Origin of the sequence: Kitasatospora sp. GAS204B, assembly GCF_029892155.1 — a bacterium.
In the GTDB taxonomy this organism is placed as follows: Bacteria; Actinomycetota; Actinomycetes; order Streptomycetales; family Streptomycetaceae; genus Kitasatospora.
The window spans coordinates 208322-220812 of sequence record NZ_JARZAG010000005.1 but is presented as its reverse complement, the minus strand read 5'-3'; the positions used below and the strand labels follow the sequence as shown (position 1 = coordinate 220812).

Here is a 12491-nt window from a genome sequence, read left to right as displayed (position 1 = left end):
ATCGTCATGGGGCCATCCTGACGGAACGCCGAGCGCGCGGGCCAGCGGACGCGCGGCGCGCGGCGATCAAGGCCCCGTGCAGGAACCAGCGGACGGCATCCGCTGGTTCCTGCACGACCGGTGAGGTCGAGCCCCTCAGAGCGAGCGCATGGTGGGACTGACTGACCCCACCGGGTGATTGGGACCTTCGGGTTCATCCGGCGAGGCCACACCTTCCAGGCGTTCGGCGTAGTGCCCGCTGCCGTTCGGCGGAACTCCTCGGCGTCCGGTCGAGTCCGGTCGGGGCTGGACCGTACCGTCGCGTCCATGACCGACTACGTGCTCGATCCGCACCCCGGGCTGTCCGCGGCGGAGCGGGCCTCGCTGGCCCGGGTGCGCCGCTGGGCTCGGGAGGTGGCGCCGCCGTTGCTGCTCTACGGTGTGGTCTGCGCGCTTCAGCTCGGGCTGCTCGCCGTGCTGCGCCGGCCGGGTTCGGCGCCGCTGGGGCGGCTGTTGCTCGGCGGGGACGGGCGGTTGGTGCTGGCGTTGGCCGAGCACGGGTATCCGGCGGCCGGGGCGCCGCGTGACGCGGGTGAGTTGGCGGTCTTTCCGCTCTACCCGGCGCTGGTCCGGCTCGTCCACCTGGTGACCGCCTTGAGTTTCGGGGACGCGGCGCTGCTGGTCTCGCGCGCCGCGGGGGCGCTGGCCGCGGTGCTGCTCTACCGGCTGGTCGAGCGGCTGTACGACCGGTGGACCGGGCTCTTCCTGCTGGCCCTGGTGCTGGCGCAGCCGTTGGCGGTGGTGCTCGGGATGGCCTCCAGCGAGGCGGTGTTCCTGGCCTGCGCGGTGGGTGCGTTGCTTGCCGCGCATCGGGGTCGGTGGGGCGCGGCGGGACTCCTCGGGGTGCTGGCGGGGCTGACTCGGCCCGGCGGGCTCGCGGTCGGGTTGGCGCTCGGGTTGGCAGCTGTTTTGACGGTGCGTCAGGGCTGGTCGTGGCGACCGCTGCTCGCCGCGCTGCTCGCCTGCTGCGCCACCCCGGGGTACCTGCTCTGGGTGGGGCTGCGCACCGGGCGGCCCGACGGCTGGTTCCGGATCCAGCGGGCCGGCTGGGGTGCCGAGTTGGACTGGGGGGCGCACAGCTGGGACTACGTCACCGACCAACTGGCGGGCGGCACCGGGTGGGTGGACGTCAGCGTCGCGTTGCTGGTGGTCGCGGCGTTGGGCGGCTGCCTGCTCGCGCTGCTGCGCCGGCCGTGGCCGCCGCTCGCGCTCTACGGGGTGCTGGTGACCGGGCTGGCGCTCGGCCAGAGCGAGTTCGCCGCGTGCAAGCCGCGGCTGCTGGTCCCGGGGCTGCTCTTCCTGCTGCCCGCCGCGGTCGCCCTGGCCAAGGCCCGCCCGCGCGTGGCCTGGGCGGTCGCGGGGGCGGTGCTGCTGGTGGGGAGCTGGTACGGGGCGTACCTGCTGACGTCCTGGCAGTCAATGATCTGACGAGGCGTCAGGGAGAGCCGGCCAGCGCCCCTCCCGTCACCCCAGCAGCTCTCCCATCCACGTCTCGATCCCGGCCACCGTGCGCGGCAGCCCGTTGGACAGCAGGCGCGCCCCGTCCTCGGTGATCACCAGGTCGTCCTCGATCCGCACCCCGATCCCGCGCAGCTCGGCCGGCAGCGTCAGGTCGTCGCGCTGCAGGTAGAGGCCGGGTTCGACGGTCAGCACCTGGCCGGCCTCCAACACCCCGTCCAGGTAGGTCTCGGCGCGGGCCTTGGCGCAGTCGTGCTCGTCCAGGCCCAGCATGTGGCCGCTGCTGCAGAGCGTGTAGCGCCGGTAGAGCCCGCTGTCGGGGCGCAGCGCCTCCTCCGCGGAGATCCGCAGCACGCCCCAGTCGGCCAGCCCCTCGGCGAGTACCACCATGGCCGCCTCGTGGAAGTCGCGGTAGCGCGCGCCGGGGCGCAGCGCGTCGATGCCCGCCTGCTGGGCTGCCAGCACCAGCTCGTAGACCTGGCGTTGGACCGGCGTGAAGGTGCCGCCGAGCGGCAGGGTGCGGGTGATGTCGGCGGTGTAGAGGGTGTCGGTCTCCACGCCGGCGTCCAGCAGCAGCAGTTGGCTCGGGTCGAGGGGGCCGTCGTTGCGGATCCAGTGCAGCACACCGGCGTGCGCGCCGGAGGCGACGATGGTCTCGTAGCCGATCCCGTTGCCCTCGGCCCTGGCCCGCAGGTTGAAGACGCCCTCGATCCACCGCTCGCCGCGCCGGTGGCGCAGCGCGGCGGGCAGCGCGCGCACCACGTCCTCGAAGGCCAGCGTGGTGTAGTCGACGGCCAGTTGCATCTGCTCGACCTCCCAGGCGTCCTTGACCAGACGCAACTCGCCGAGCACAGTGGCGAGTTCGGCATTCCCGTCGCCCTCGACCAGGGAGTCGACCACCGGGTCGACGCCGCCCAGCACCCGGACGACCCCGTGCCGGTCGCCCAGCACCTTCTCCAGGGCGTCCGCGTGCTCGGTCCGCAGGCCGGTCAGCTGCGCCGCCTCGGCCAGGTCGGGGCGCCGCCCGGTCCAGAACTCGCCGTACCGGCGGTCGCGGTAGAACTCGTCGCTGACCCCGTCCCGTGCGGCGCGCGGCCGCAGGTAGAGCACCGGTTCGTAGCCGTCGCCGCCGTCCGGCTCCAGCACCAGCACGTTGCCGACCTGGTCCTCGCCGGTCAGGCCGGTCAGCCAGGCGAAGGCGCTGTGCGGGCGGAAGCGGTAATCGACGTCGTTGGTGCGCACCTTGAGCTGCCCGGCCGGCACGATCAGCCGCTCGCCGGGGAAGGCCGCGGAGAGTCTGGTCCGGCGGGCCGGCATCATCCGGTAGCCGGGCACCCGCGCCGAGGCGGGCAGCGGGGTGGCGGCCCAGGAGGCGCCCATGAAGGCGGCGAGGGCGGGCGAGATGGGCTGGTCGTGGCTCCCGGTGTTGGCGGAGGGGATCGGACGGGTCACGGGCGGGCTCCTTCGACGGCCTGAGGGCGGTGCGGGTCGAGCTGCGGGGTGCGCTGCGGTCGGCCCGCAGCACAGCGGCGGGGCTGCGGGGCGGTGCTGCGACGGGGGTTGAGCTGCGCTGATCTCGTTGCGCTGACCGGAGATTGACGCCCCGTTCGGACACAGCTGGATAACGGGATGGTCGATCTCTTGCCTGTGCAATTTCACATTACTATGTTACTCGTCACACCTCGGACGAGGCCAGCCCCCAGCGCCCCGGCCCCCAACGCGCCGCCCACACCACGCGCCAGAACCCTTTGCGGAGAGCACATGACCAGGCGTACCCACGCCGCCCTCGCGGCAGCGATCGCGGCGACACTCACCCTCGGCCTCGGGGCCTGTTCGAGTACCGGGAGCGGCTCCGGCGCGGACGAGAAGAGCCTGACCACCGCGGGCGACGGCATCATCGGCGGCACTCCGGTCAAGGGCGGCACCCTGCACGTGCTGGCCGACCAGGACTTCTCCGACCTCGACCCGACCCGCAACTGGGTCGAGCCGGAGATGGACTTCGGCATCCGCACCCTCTACCGCACGCTGACCACCTTCAAGGCCGAGCCAGGCTCGGGCGGCCTGCAGATCGCCCCGGACCTGGCCACCGACCTGGGCGAGCCGAGCGACGGCGACAAGACCTGGACCTTCCACCTCAAGGACGGCCTCAAGTACGAGGACGGCTCACCGATCGTCGCCGACGACATCAAGTACAACGTCGAGCGCTCCTTCTCGCCCGACCTGCCCGGCGGCCCGGACTACGCCAAGACGTACCTGAACGCGCCGGCCGACTACCAGGGCCCGCTGAAGGGGCAGCGCCTGGGCCCCTCGGCGATCGAGGTGCCGGACGCCAAGACGATCGTCTTCCACCTCAAGCGCCCGGTCGCCGAGTTCGGCTACACCGTCACGCTGCCCACCTTCGCGCCGGTGCCGATCGCCAAGGACACCGGCGCCAACTACGCCAACCACCCGTTCTCCTCGGGGCCTTACAAGATCCAGAGCTATGACCGGGGCAAGCAGCTGGTGCTGGTGCGCAACTCGTACTGGGACCAGTCCACCGACCCGGTCCGCAAGGCCTACCCCGACAAGATCGTGGTGGACCAGACGCTCAGCCCCACCAACGTCGCCGACCGGATGATCGCCAACCAGGGCGACGACCAGAACGCCATCGCCTACGCCGACCTCGACCCCTCCAAGGTCGGCAGCGTGGTCACCGACCCGACCGTCAAGGCCCGGCTGGTCAGCGAGAACTCCAACTGCGACGCGCTGCTGGACATGGACACCAGCAAGCCGCCGTTCGACAACCAGAACCTGCGCCTGGCGGTCGAGTACGCGGTGGACAAGGGCGCGTACCAGGCGGCCGTCGGCGGCCCTGCACTGGCCGACATCGCCACCACCTACCTGCCGCCGGAGCTCACCGGCGGCTCCTCGGTGGACCAGCTCAAGATCCCGGTGAACGGCGATGTCGACAAGGCCAAGCAGTACCTGGCGGCCGGCGGTGCCCCGAACGGCTTCTCCACCACCCTCACCGTCGCCAGCAGCCAGGAGCAGCGCGCCGAGTCGTTGCAGGCCTCGCTCAAGCGGGTCGGCATCAACGTCACCATCAACGCGGTGGACGCCTCGGTCGCCTACTCGGTGGAGGGCAGCAAGACCACCCAGACCGGTCTCTCGCTGGCCGGTTGGTGCCCCGACTACCCGTCGGCCAGCACCTTCCTGCCGATGATGTTCGACAGCCGGATCATCACCGACACCGGCAACCAGGGCAACATCACCCGGTTCAAGGACCCGGCGGTGGACGCCGAGATGGACCGGATCGCCGGCCTGACCGACGTCGCCGCGGCCAACCAGGCCTGGCTGGCGCTGGACGCCAAGATCATGGGCGAGGCGCCGGCCGTCCCGCTCACCTGGCAGAAGAAGCCGCTACTGGTCGGCTCCAACATCGCCGGGGCGTTCGGCGCGCCGGTCTGGTCGGCGCAGATCGACTACGCCACCGTCGGCCTCAAGTCGCTGAAGTGATACGGGGATCCCACGGATGACCGCTGTACTCCAGACCGGCGAACCGGTCGAACTGACGGAGAGTCAGGAGCGACTCTCACCCTGGACGTTGACCTGGCGCCGGCTGCGCCGCGACAAGGCGGCGCTGTTCGGCCTGGGCCTGATCGCCTTCTTCGTGCTGGCCGCGCTGCTGGCCCCGGTGCTCACCGGGATCAGCGGCCACGGGCCGGCCGACACCGACGGGAAGGCCATCGACCCCTATCTCGGCGGGCTGCCGCGCGGCAGCCTGGGCGGGATGAGCCCCTCGCACTGGCTCGGCGTCGAACCGATGCTGGGCCGGGACATCTTCGCCCGGCTGCTCTACGGGGCCCAGGTCAGCCTGCTGGTGGCGTTCAGCGCCGCCGTGCTGATCACCGCGATCGGCGTGCTGCTCGGCAGCCTGGCCGGCTACTTCGGCGGCCGGGTGGACGCGGTGATCAGCCGGTTCATGGACGTCATGATGTCCTTCCCGAGCCTGATCTTCATGATCGCGCTGCTCTCGGTGGTGAAGGACGCCAACCGGGTGCTGCTGCTGATCCTGGTGATGACCCTCTTCACCTGGCCCTACATCGCCCGGGTGATCCGCGGTCAGACCATCTCGCTGCGCCACCGCGAGTACATCGAGGCGGCCCGGGCCAGCGGCACCGGCAGCGTCCGGATCCTGCTCACCGAGATCCTGCCCAACCTGACCGGGACCATCATCGTCTACCTGACGCTGGCCATCCCGAACCTGATCGGCGCCGAGGCCGGCCTGACCTACCTGGGCGTCGGGGTCCGCCCGCCCACCCCGTCCTGGGGACAGATGATCTCCGACTCGGTGCTCTACTACAAGGTCGACCCGATGTTCTTCGTGCTGCCCTGCGCCTGCCTCTTCCTGCTGGTGCTGGCCTTCACCCTGCTCGGCGACGCGCTGCGCGACGCCCTGGACCCGAAGGGCGGGCGCGGATGATCGGCTACCTGGTCCGCCGGCTGCTCGGCATCGCCGGCACCCTGCTGGTGATCTGCGCGATCACCTTCGTCATCTTCTACCTGCTGCCCACCGACCCCGCGGTGATGTTCTGCGGCAAGGACTGCCCGCCCGACCGGGTCGCCCAGGTGCGCCAGCAGATGGGCCTGAACGCCCCGTTGGTGGTGCAGTTCGCCCGCTACGTGCTGGCCATCTTCGCCGGCCGCACCATGGGCACCGGGCAGTACGTGGTGCACTGCGGCTTCCCCTGCTTCGGGTACTCCTTCCAGAGCGGCGCCCCGGTCTGGGACCTGATCATGAACCGGCTGCCGACCAGCGTCTCGCTGGCGATCGGTGCGGCCGTGGTCTGGGTGCTGCTGGGCCTGGGCGTCGGCGTGGTCTCCGCGCTGCGCAAGAACAGTTGGGTCGACCGCACGCTGATGGTCGCCACCATCGGCGCGGCCGCGGTGCCGGTCTACTTCACCGCGATGATCCTGCTCTACGTGGTGGTCGTGCTGCTCGGCTGGCTGCCCTTCCCGAGCTACGTCGCCTTCACCTCGGACCCGGTGGGCTGGGTGCAGAACCTGATCCTGCCGTGGATCACCCTGGCGCTGGCCACCGCGGCCATGTACGCCCGGATGACCCGCAGTTCGGTGATCGAGACGCTCGCCGAACCCTTCGTGCGCACCGCCCGGGCCAAGGGCCTGTGCGAGCGCAAGGTGGTCGGCAAGCACGGGCTGCGCCCGGCGCTGACGGCGGTGGCCACCATGCTCGGCATGGACCTGGGCTCGCTGCTGGCCGGCGCGATGATCACCGAGTCGCTGTTCAGCCTGCCGGGCGTCGGCAAGCTCTTCGCCGACTCCCTGCACAAGGCGGACCAGCCGGTGGTGATGGGCATCACGTTGCTGGCCTCCTTCTTCATCGTCACCTCCAACCTGGTCGTGGACCTGCTCTACGCCTGGATCGACCCGAGAGCGAGGCTTTCGTGACGCTGCTTCAGGTCCGCGACCTCGCGGTCGAGTTCAGCACCGCCGAGGGGCTGGTCCGGGCGGTCAAGGGCGTCGACTTCGACGTCGAGCGCGGCCGCACCCTGGGGATCGTCGGCGAGTCGGGTTCGGGCAAGTCGGTCACCTCGCTGGCCGTGATGGGCCTGCACCGTGGGGCCGAGGTCACCGGCTCGGTCGACTTCGACGGCACCGAGCTGATCGGGGCGCCCGACGAGACGGTGCGCCGGCTGCGCGGGCGGCGGATGGCGATGATCTTCCAGGACGCGCTCACCGCGCTGCACCCGTACTTCACCATCGGCGACCAGATCGCCGAGGCGCACCGGGAGCACTTCGGCTCCAGCCGCAGGACGGCCTGGGCCCGTGCCGTGGAGGTGCTCGGCGACGTCGGGATCCCCGAGCCGGCCCGCCGGGCGGGGGAGTACCCGCACCAGTTCTCCGGCGGCATGCGCCAGCGCGCGATGATCGCGCTCGCGCTCTCCTGCGAGCCCGAGCTGATCATCGCCGACGAGCCGACCACCGCGCTGGACGTCACGGTCCAGGCCCAGGTGCTCGACCTGCTGATGAAGCTCAAGGAGGAGCGGGGACTGGGCATCATCATGATCACCCACGACCTCGGGGTGATCGCCCGGGTGGCCGACGACGTGCTGGTGATGTACGGCGGCTCGGCCGTCGAACAGGCGGACGCCGACGCGCTCTTCACCGCGCCCCGGCACCCGTACACCCGCGGCCTGCTGGACTCGCTGCCGCGCCTGGACGCCGGCGGTGCGCAGGGAGAGGAGGCGGCGCTGCGGGCCATTCCCGGCTCGCCGCCCTCGCTGCTCTCGCCGCCGGCCGGCTGCGCGTTCCACCCGCGCTGCCCGCTCTACGCGGCCGCCCCGCAGGCCGCCTGTACCGACGCCCGGCCCCCGCTGGTCCAGGTCGCCCCCAGCGGGCACCGCAGCGCCTGTGTCCACCCGGAGGTGGCATCCCCATGCTGACGGATTCGGTGCTCACCGTACGGGAGTTGCAGATGACCTTCCCGGGCGGCCGGGAGGGGCTGCGCAGGCGGCCCGGGGTCAAGGCGGTGGACGGGCTCAGCTTCGACGTGCGGGCCGGCGAGACGCTCGGTCTGGTCGGCGAGTCCGGCTGCGGCAAGTCCACCACCGGGCGGATGCTGGTGCGGCTGCTCGACCCGACGGGCGGGCGGGTGGAGTTCCAGGGCCAGGACATCACCCGGCTCGGGCAGCGCGAACTGCGCCCGCTGCGCAGCAGGTTGCAGATCATCTTCCAGGACCCGTTCGCCTCGCTGAACCCGCGGCAGACGGTCCAGCAGATCATCGCGGCGCCGCTGCGGGCCCAGGGCGTGGCGACGGCGGAGATCCGGCGCGAAGTGCGGGACCTGGTACGGCTGGTGGGCCTGGCGCCGGAGCATCTGGAGCGCTATCCCTACCAGTTCTCCGGCGGCCAGGCCCAGCGGATCGGGATCGCCCGGGCGCTGGCCACCCGGCCCGCGCTGGTGGTCGCCGACGAGCCGGTCTCGGCGCTGGACGTCTCGATCCAGGCGCAGATCGTCGGCCTGCTGGAGCGGCTGCAGCGCGAGTTGGGGGTGGCGTACCTGTTCATCGCCCACGACCTGGCGGTGGTCAAGCACATCAGCCACCGGGTCGCGGTGATGTACCTGGGCCGGATCGTCGAGATCGGCGACAAGGCCCAGGTGTACGGCGACCCCGCGCACCCGTACACCAAGGCGCTGCTCTCCGCGGTGCCGCTGCCGGACCCGGCGGCCGAGCGGGCCAGGGAGCGGATCGTGCTGCTCGGCGACCCGCCGAGCCCGGCCAACCCGCCCAGCGGCTGCACCTTCCACCCGCGCTGCCCGCAGGCGCAGCAGATCTGCCGGACCGAGGCGCCGCTGCTGCAGATCGCGGGACCGGGCCGCCGGGAAGTGGCCTGCCACTTCCCGCAGAACGCGGCTCACTAGACCCCCGGTCGGGCGGGGCGGGGAACCCATTGAGGGCCTCGTCCGACCGGGATCCACTTTCGAAAGGCGAGTATCTGTGTCTCCGCTGAACTGGGACGGCAGCGCGCCGAGCTCGGGGCTGACCGAGAGCGTGCGAGAACTGGACACCGGCGTACCGGGGTTGCGGCTGCGGGTGACCGCGATCGGGGCGGCGGGTGTCGAGGCGCGGGTGCGTGGCGGCGATCAGCGGCTGCTGCTGGTGGAGGCCGAACCCCTCGGCGAGCGGCCCGCCCGGGTGCGGGTCGAGTGGCGGCTGCCGTGTGCGGGCGCCACCGGCCTGTGGCGCCCGCACACGGACTCCCGCTGGCTGCCGCCCTCCTGGAGCAAGCCCCGGGTGGCCGACCTGGCCGCCGGGGTGCCGATCGGCAGCCTGCTCGGCGCCGGCGACACGGCGTTGTGCACCTTCGCGGTCGGTGAGCTGCTGCGGCCGGTGACCATCGGCGAGGGGGCGGTGGAGGAGACCGGCGAGTTCGTCTGGTGGGTGGAGCACCAGGTGGACCGCGAACCACTGTCCCTGCGGCTTGATCTGACGGGACGTCATTTCGCCGAGACCATCGCCGAGATGGTCGCCTGGTGGGGCACCGGTGCGCAACCGGCGGCGCCCGACGGCGCTTTCGAGCCGGTCTTCTGCACCTGGTACGTCCGCCACCTGGAGATCACGGCCGCCGAGGTCGAGCGGCTGGCCGCGCTCGCGGTGCCGCTGGGCTTCGGCGCGCTGATCGTCGACGACGGCTGGCAGACCGAGGAGACCACCCGCTCCTACGCCACCACCGGCGACTGGCAGCCCGCGCAGGGCCCGTTCCCGGACCTCGCCGACCATGTGGCCCGGGTGCGCGCGCTGGGCCTGGCCTACCTGCTCTGGGTCGCGCTGCCCTTCGCGGGCGACCGCAGCGCCGCCGGCATGCGGTTCGCCGACCGGCGGCTCGCCCACCTGGAGGAGTTGGAGACCTCGGTCCTCGACCCGGCCGACCCCGAGGTGCGCGAGCACCTGATCGAGCGGCTCGCGGCGCTGGTGGAGGAGTACGGCGCGGACGGGCTGAAGATCGACTTCATCGACACCTTCGCCCGGCACGCCACCGACCGGCAGGCGGTCGCCGAGGGCCTGCGGGCGTTGCTGACCGGGCTGGACGAGCGCCTGCGTCCGCAGCGTCCCGAGCTGCTGATCGAGCACCGGCAGCCGTACGTGGGACCGGGGTTGTGGCCGTACGCCACCATGGTGCGGGCCACCGACTGCCCGCACAACGCGGTGGAGAACCGGGCCCGCACCGCCGACCTGCGGCTCACCGCCGGGCCGCTGGCCGTGCACGCCGACCCGCTCACCTGGCACCCGGGCGAGCGGCCGGTGGAGATCGCGGTGCTGCTCCAGTCGGTGCTCTTCGCCACCGCCCAGGTCTCGGTGGACCTGGGCACCCAGGATGCCGGGCAACTGGCGGTGCTGCGGTTCTGGTTGGCGGTGATGCGCGAGCACGTGGGGCTGCTGCAGCGCGGCGCGTTCCGGCCGCACCGGCCCGAGTCGGGCTATCCGCTGCTGGAGTCCCGGCAGGGCGCCGGGCTGGCCTTCGGGCGGTACGCGCCGGTGCCGATCACCGTCACCGGTGCCTTCGAGCTGCTGCTGGTGGCCAACGCCGACCCCGATCCGCTGGTCCGGCTGGCGTTCGATCGCTCGCCGGGCCCGCTGCGCCTGCTGGTGCGCGACTGCGCGGGCGCCACCGTGGCGGACACGACGGTCACCGTGGCAGGGCAGGAGTTGGCGGTCACGGTGCCGCGCGGCGGGTTGCTGACCCTTGCGCCGGCCGACCGGCTTGGTCAAGGGTGATCCCGTGACAGCCGACGTGTCCGCAGCGGACGCCCCCGCCCCCATCCCCGGTGCCGCCGAGCTGTTCGCGCTCGACCCGGCCCTCGCGCACCTCAACCACGGCTCCTACGGTGCCGTCCCGATCCCGGTGCGCGAGGCCCAGGAGGTGTTCCGGGCCGAGCAGGAGGCCGACCCGGACGGCTTCTTCCTCGCCCTGCCCGAGCGGGTCGCGGCCGCCCGCACCGCGATCGCCCCGGTGCTGGGCGCGGATCCGGCCGGGCTGGCGCTGCTCAGCAACGTGACCGAGGCGGTCGCGGTGGCGCTGGACAGCGTTCCGTTCCAGCCCGGCGACGAGATCCTGGTGACCGACCACGGCTACGGCGTGGTCACCCGGGCCGCCGAGCGCCGGGCGGCCGAGTGCGGCGCCACCGTCCGGGTGGCCCGGCTGGCGCTGGACGAGGCGGACCCGGCCCGCGCCGTGCTCGATGCCGTCACCGAGCGGACCAGGGTCGCGCTGCTGGACCGGATCACCTCGCCCACGGCCCGCGAGATCGCCACCCCGGCGCTGCTGCGGGCGCTCGCCGAGCGCGGGGTGCTGACCATGGTCGACGCCGCGCACGCGCCTGGCATGCTGGCTCCCGACCTGCGGCCTGATGCGGAAGTCGACCGGCCCGACTTCTCGCGCTCTGATCTCTCCCGGCCCGATTTCTGCTGGCCCGATTTCTGGTTCGGCAACCTGCACAAGTGGGCCTTCGCGCCCCGCCCCACCGCCGTCCTCGCGGTCAGCGAGGCCTGGCGCGAGCGGGTCCGCCCACTCACCTACTCCTGGGAGCACGAGCGCGGCTTCCCGTCCAACGTCGAGTGGCGTGGCACCGCCGACTACACCGGCTGGCTGGCCGCCCCTGCCGCGCTGCGGGTGCTGGACGAGCTCGGCGTCGAACGGGTGCGCGAGCACAACGCGCGGCTGGCGGCCCACGGTCAGCACCTGCTCACCGAGTTGGCCGGCCTGCCGCCGCTGCCCGGCTCCGATCGGCTGGCGATGCGGGCGGTGCGGCTGCCCGCCGGAGTGGCCGAGGACGAGGCTGGCGTGCGGGCGCTGATGGGCGCCGTCCGGGACGAGCTCGGCGCGCGCGTCGCGGTGCGGCCGTGGGCGGGCGGCGGGGTGCTGCGGATCAGCGCGCAGGTCTACAACCGGGCCGAGGAGTACGAGAAGCTCGCGGCCGGCCTGGCCGGGCTGCTCAGATCTCCAGGCCGGCCTCGATCAGCTTGAGCTGGTGGCGGGCCATCGCGAGGTTGGAGCGGCTGCGCGCGAGCGCGAGGTAGAGGAAGAGCCCGCGGCCGCCCGGCCGGGTCAGCGGCCGGATCAGGTGGTACTGGTTGGTCAGCGAGATGAGGATGTCCTCGATCTCGTTGTCGTGCAGATTGAGCATCTCCATGGTGCGCATCTTGGCCCGCACCACATCGGTGTTGCCGGCCGCCGCCACGTTCAGGTCCAGCTCGGGGCTGTCGCCCAGCGCGCCGAGCGCCATCCCGCTGCCGTAGTCGACCAGCGCGACGCCGATCGCGCCCTCGATGCTGATCGCTTCCTTGAGCGAGGTGTCCACGTTCGCCATGTCTGCGCCCCTCCAGGTGACCAGGTCTGTGTCGCTGACTGTAGGGAGAACCGCAACGCTCGGTTGACAAATGTTCACAGCTGAACGAAGGCGGTCGTGCCTGATCGATGGGGACCATGAGTGA

Annotated in this window: 10 protein-coding genes; 8 read left to right on the top strand and 2 right to left on the bottom strand. The window is 72.2% G+C overall.

Features of this window, described 5'->3' with window-relative positions:
- The first annotated feature begins 306 nt into the window (after positions 1 to 306).
- A complete protein-coding gene (locus P3T41_RS09350) occupies positions 307 to 1467 on the top strand; it encodes a hypothetical protein (protein ID WP_280689171.1) in 1161 nt (386 codons plus the stop codon).
- A gap of 36 nt (positions 1468 to 1503) precedes the next feature.
- On the opposite strand, the gene P3T41_RS09345 is transcribed toward P3T41_RS09350, so the two are convergent.
- Positions 1504 to 2949 (bottom strand): aminopeptidase P family protein, encoded by a 1446-nt coding sequence (locus tag P3T41_RS09345; RefSeq protein ID WP_280689170.1) that lies wholly within the window; start codon positions 2947 to 2949, stop codon positions 1504 to 1506.
- 309 nt (positions 2950 to 3258) lie between these two features.
- Here P3T41_RS09345 and P3T41_RS09340 point away from each other — a divergent pair, with 309 nt between their 5' ends.
- The 7 genes from P3T41_RS09340 to P3T41_RS09310 all read left to right on the top strand — a co-directional run bounded on the left by P3T41_RS09340 (position 3259) and on the right by P3T41_RS09310 (position 12024).
- On the top strand, positions 3259 to 4992 hold the full coding sequence (locus tag P3T41_RS09340) for an ABC transporter substrate-binding protein (RefSeq protein ID WP_280689169.1): 1734 nt from the start codon (positions 3259 to 3261) through the stop codon (positions 4990 to 4992).
- 16 nt (positions 4993 to 5008) lie between these two features.
- Positions 5009 to 5959 (top strand): ABC transporter permease, encoded by a 951-nt coding sequence (locus tag P3T41_RS09335; RefSeq protein ID WP_280689168.1) that lies wholly within the window; start codon positions 5009 to 5011, stop codon positions 5957 to 5959.
- Positions 5956 to 6945: an ABC transporter permease gene (locus tag P3T41_RS09330; RefSeq protein ID WP_280689167.1), complete on the top strand. Its 990-nt coding sequence runs from the start codon at positions 5956 to 5958 to the stop codon at positions 6943 to 6945. Before P3T41_RS09335 ends, P3T41_RS09330 begins: the two co-directional genes overlap by 4 nt.
- The gene (locus P3T41_RS09325; protein ID WP_280689166.1) at positions 6942 to 7940 is read left to right on the top strand and encodes an ABC transporter ATP-binding protein; all 999 of its coding nucleotides are present in this window, start codon (positions 6942 to 6944) and stop codon (positions 7938 to 7940) included. Before P3T41_RS09330 ends, P3T41_RS09325 begins: the two co-directional genes overlap by 4 nt.
- Entirely contained in the window at positions 7934 to 8920 is a 987-nt protein-coding gene (locus P3T41_RS09320; protein WP_280689165.1) for an oligopeptide/dipeptide ABC transporter ATP-binding protein, read from the top strand. The genes P3T41_RS09325 and P3T41_RS09320 overlap by 7 nt, the downstream gene beginning before the upstream one ends.
- A 76-nt stretch (positions 8921 to 8996) precedes the next feature.
- A complete protein-coding gene (locus P3T41_RS09315; RefSeq protein WP_280689164.1) occupies positions 8997 to 10775 on the top strand; it encodes an alpha-galactosidase in 1779 nt (592 codons plus the stop codon).
- Between the two features lie 4 nt (positions 10776 to 10779).
- Entirely contained in the window at positions 10780 to 12024 is a 1245-nt protein-coding gene (locus P3T41_RS09310; protein ID WP_280689163.1) for an aminotransferase class V-fold PLP-dependent enzyme, read from the top strand.
- On the opposite strand, the gene P3T41_RS09305 is transcribed toward P3T41_RS09310, so the two are convergent.
- Positions 11993 to 12367, bottom strand: a complete 375-nt coding sequence (locus tag P3T41_RS09305) for a hypothetical protein (RefSeq protein WP_280689162.1) — start codon at positions 12365 to 12367, stop codon at positions 11993 to 11995. The genes P3T41_RS09310 and P3T41_RS09305 overlap by 32 nt on opposite strands.
- Between the last annotated feature and the right edge of the window lie 124 nt (positions 12368 to 12491).

Excerpts from the sequence above, each read along its gene's own strand:
- P3T41_RS09330 (WP_280689167.1), top strand. The coding sequence starts at position 5,956 with ATGATCGGCTACCTGGTCCGCCGGCTGCTCGGCATCGCCGGCACCCTG.
- P3T41_RS09350 (WP_280689171.1), top strand. The coding sequence starts at position 307 with ATGACCGACTACGTGCTCGATCCGCACCCCGGGCTGTCCGCGGCGGAG.
- P3T41_RS09335 (WP_280689168.1), top strand. The coding sequence starts at position 5,009 with ATGACCGCTGTACTCCAGACCGGCGAACCGGTCGAACTGACGGAGAGT.
- P3T41_RS09305 (WP_280689162.1), bottom strand. The coding sequence starts at position 12,367 with ATGGCGAACGTGGACACCTCGCTCAAGGAAGCGATCAGCATCGAGGGC.
- P3T41_RS09320 (WP_280689165.1), top strand. The coding sequence starts at position 7,934 with ATGCTGACGGATTCGGTGCTCACCGTACGGGAGTTGCAGATGACCTTC.
- P3T41_RS09340 (WP_280689169.1), top strand. The coding sequence starts at position 3,259 with ATGACCAGGCGTACCCACGCCGCCCTCGCGGCAGCGATCGCGGCGACA.